This is a genomic window from Streptomyces sp. SID10853 (assembly GCF_010548145.1).
Lineage (GTDB): Bacteria > Actinomycetota > Actinomycetes > Streptomycetales > Streptomycetaceae > Streptomyces.
The window spans coordinates 1-3226 of the sequence record NZ_JAAGLN010000411.1; the positions used below are offsets into that span (position 1 = coordinate 1).

At 72.2% G+C, this 3226-nt stretch carries 3 protein-coding genes; all 3 read left to right on the plus strand.

Features of this window, described 5'->3' with window-relative positions; all coding sequences use genetic code 11:
- Window positions 1–1099, plus strand: a 1099-nt coding sequence (locus tag G3I19_RS35625; protein WP_203601093.1) for an acyl-CoA dehydrogenase family protein, incomplete at its 5' end; no start/stop codon positions are given.
- Between the two features lie 255 nt (window positions 1100–1354).
- Complete coding sequence (locus G3I19_RS35630; protein WP_164267823.1) at window positions 1355–2545, plus strand: lipid-transfer protein; 1191 nt, start codon at window positions 1355–1357, stop codon at window positions 2543–2545.
- Window positions 2546–2720: 175 nt separating this feature from the next.
- The coding region (locus G3I19_RS35635) for an MFS transporter (protein ID WP_164267824.1) at window positions 2721–3226 on the plus strand (506 nt) is incomplete at its 3' end.

The following is a 3226-nucleotide window of genomic DNA, read 5'->3' on the forward strand; positions in this document are numbered from 1 at the left end:
CCGGGAACTGCGCCTGGAGCTGCCCGCCGAGGCCGCCCCGTACCGGGAGAAGGCCCGCGAGGCGATCGCGGCCGCCCGTGGCCTCGAACCTGCCGAGGCCCGCCGCGTCCTCGCCCCCACCGGATACGCGGCGCCGCACCTGGCGGAGCCGTACGGCCTGGGCGCGGGACCGGTCCAACAGCTCGCCGTCCAGCAGGAGATGGCCGCCGCCGGGGTGCGGATCAGCGACCTCGGCATCGCCACCTGGGTGGTGCCCTCGCTGCTCACGTACGGGACGGACGAGCAGCGCGCCCAGCACCTGGCCCCGACGCTCCGCGGTGATGTGCTCTGGTGCCAGCTCTTCTCGGAGCCCGGCGCCGGTTCCGACCTCGCGTCGCTGCGCACCCGCGCGGACCGTGTCGACGGGGGCTGGCTGGTCAACGGCCAGAAACTCTGGACGTCGGCCGCGCAGTGGGCCGACTACGGGATCCTGCTCGCCCGTACGAACCAGGAGGCGCCCCGGCACAAGGGGCTCACCTACTTCCTGGTGGACATGAAGCGGACCTCGGGGATCGACATCAGGCCGCTCAAGGAGATCACCGGCGACTCGCTCTTCAACGAGGTGTACTTCGACGATGTGCTGCTGCCCGACGACGCGGTGCTCGGCGCGGTCGACGACGGCTGGCGGGTGGCCCGCAACACCCTCGGCAACGAACGCGTCCACATGGCCGACCAGTTGACCTTCCCCACCGGACTCGAAGCGCTCATCGCCCGGTCGGACGGTCTGGACGGCGCCCAGCGCGCCCGGATCGGCGCGCTCGCCGCCGAGGCGCACGCCCTGGCCTGCATCGGGCTGCGCACCACCCTCCAGCAGGTGTCCGGTCTCGAACCGGGCGCGGGCGCCTCCGTGCGGAAGCTGGTGCAGACCCCGCACCAGCAGAAGGTCGCCGAGCTGGCCCTCGAACTGCTCGGCCCGGCCGGGGCGGTCAGGGAAGGGGCGGGGGAGCGGGCCGTCCACGGCTTCCTGATGTCGCGCTGTCTGACGATCGCGGGCGGGACCACCCAGGTGCAGCTCAATGTCGTCGCCGAACGGCTGCTCGGCCTGCCGCGTGACCCGTGAGCCAACGGGGTCGCCCCGAACGGGCCTTCACTCTTCCGGGACCGCGTCATGGCCCCTTTGCGGGCATCTAGGCCGAACCTCGGATCCCGAACCCCGCACCCGCGGCCTTCCGTTGACCGCCTCCCGCTGCCACTATGCATTTAACTGACGGAGCGTCAGATACGAGAGTGTGGGGCGCGAGACCGGACACAGGGCGCCCGGCGGTGCAGCCGGGCGCGTGACCGGGGCAGCGGGCCCGGGAGGCGGGACAGGACCATGAAGGCGTACATCGTCGGCGTCGGGATGACCAAGTTCGAGAAGCCGGAGAGCCGTGACTGGCAGTACTGGGACATGGCGAAGGAGGCAGGCACCCAGGCGCTCGCCGACGCCGGCGTCGCCTATGAGCAGGTGCAGCAACTGCCCGTCGGCTACTGCTTCCAGGCGTCCACGGCGGGCCAGCGCGCGGCCTACGAGCTGGGGCTCACCGGGATACCCGTCTACAACGTCAACAACAACTGCGCCACCGGGTCGACGGCGCTGATGATGGCGCGGCAGTTCGTGGAGGGCGGTATCGCCGACTGTGTGCTCGCGCTCGGCTTCGAGAAGATGCAGCGCGGCGCACTCGGCGGCGGCGCCGACAGCGGGGACTTCAAGACGTCGCCGGTGGCCAGGCACTACGGAATCATGGCCGCGGGACACGGCTTCGAGATGTCGCCGCCCACCGCCCAGATCTTCGGCAACGCCGCCCGGGAACACATGGAGCGGTACGGGACGACCGCCGCCCAGCTGGCCGCTGTCGGCGCCAAGAACCACCGGCACTCGGCGGACAACCCGCGCGCCCAGTTCCAGGACGTCTACACCGTGGACGAGATCCTGGCGGCGAAGACCATCCACCGTCCGCTCACCAAACTCCAGTGCTCGCCGACATCCGACGGCTCCGCCGCCGCCGTCGTGGTGTCCGAGCGGTTCGTCGTCGAACACGGGCTGCACGACAAGGCGGTGGAGATCGCCGGGCAGGCGATGACGACGGACACCGAGGAGAGTTTCGCCTCCGGCTCGTGCATCGACGCGGTGGGCCGGCCGATGTCACGCGAGGCGGCACGGCAGGCGTACGAGCGGTCCGGACTCGGCATCGACGACGTGGACGTCGTCGAGCTGCACGACTGCTTCTCGGTCAATGAACTGCTGACCTACGAGGCGCTGGGCATGTGCGCCGACGGGGAGTCAGGCAAGCTGGTGGAGAGCGGGGCGACGACACACGGCGGCCGGTGGGTGGTGAACCCGTCGGGCGGCCTGATCTCCAAGGGGCACCCACTGGGTGCGACCGGCCTGGCCCAGGCTGCCGAACTGGTCTGGCAGCTGCGCGGGGAGGCCGGCGGGCGGCAGGTCGCCGGCGCCCGGGTCGGCCTCGCGCACAACATCGGTCTCGGCGGGGCCGCGGTCGTGACGGTGCTGCGGCGGGGCTGAGGACACCACCCGGGCGAGGACACCACCCGGGCGAGGGCCCGGCCGGGCCCAGGGGCCTGCGGCTGGGGGGCCGGGGGCTTGAGGGCCGGGACTGGAGCCGCAGGACCTGGGGACCAGGCGTACTGGGCCGATATGCGGATGCCCGGTGCGGTGCGCTGATGCCACGATGGCACTCATGCTGCGCACCTCATCGAACGCCCGCACCACCCCACGAAGGCCGGTCCCGACCACCCGTACCTGGCCGGTGGTGCTCGCCGCGTGCGCCGGCCAGTTCCTCGTCGTCCTCGATGTCTCCGTGGTCAACGTCGCGCTGCCGTCCATGCGTACCAGCCTGGGTCTCAGCGCCCCCGGGCTGCAGTGGGTGGTGAACGCGTACGCCATCGCCTTCGCCGGATTCATGCTCCTCGGCGGGCGGGCCGGGGACCTCTTCGGCCGCAAGCGGATGTTCCTCGTCGGGCTCGGGCTCTTCACGCTCGCCTCGCTCGCCGGCGGGCTCGCCCAGCAGGAGTGGCAACTGCTCCTCGCGCGCGCCGTCCAGGGGCTCGGCGCCGCCGTGCTGGCCCCGTCGACGCTCACCATCCTCACCTCGGCCGTCCCGGAGGGTGCCGCACGCGCGCGGGCCATCGCCACCTGGACGGCAGTCGGCGCGGGCGGCGGCGCGGCGGGCGGTCTGGTCGGCGG

Excerpts from the sequence above, each read along its gene's own strand:
- G3I19_RS35630 (WP_164267823.1), top strand. The coding sequence starts at position 1,355 with ATGAAGGCGTACATCGTCGGCGTCGGGATGACCAAGTTCGAGAAGCCG.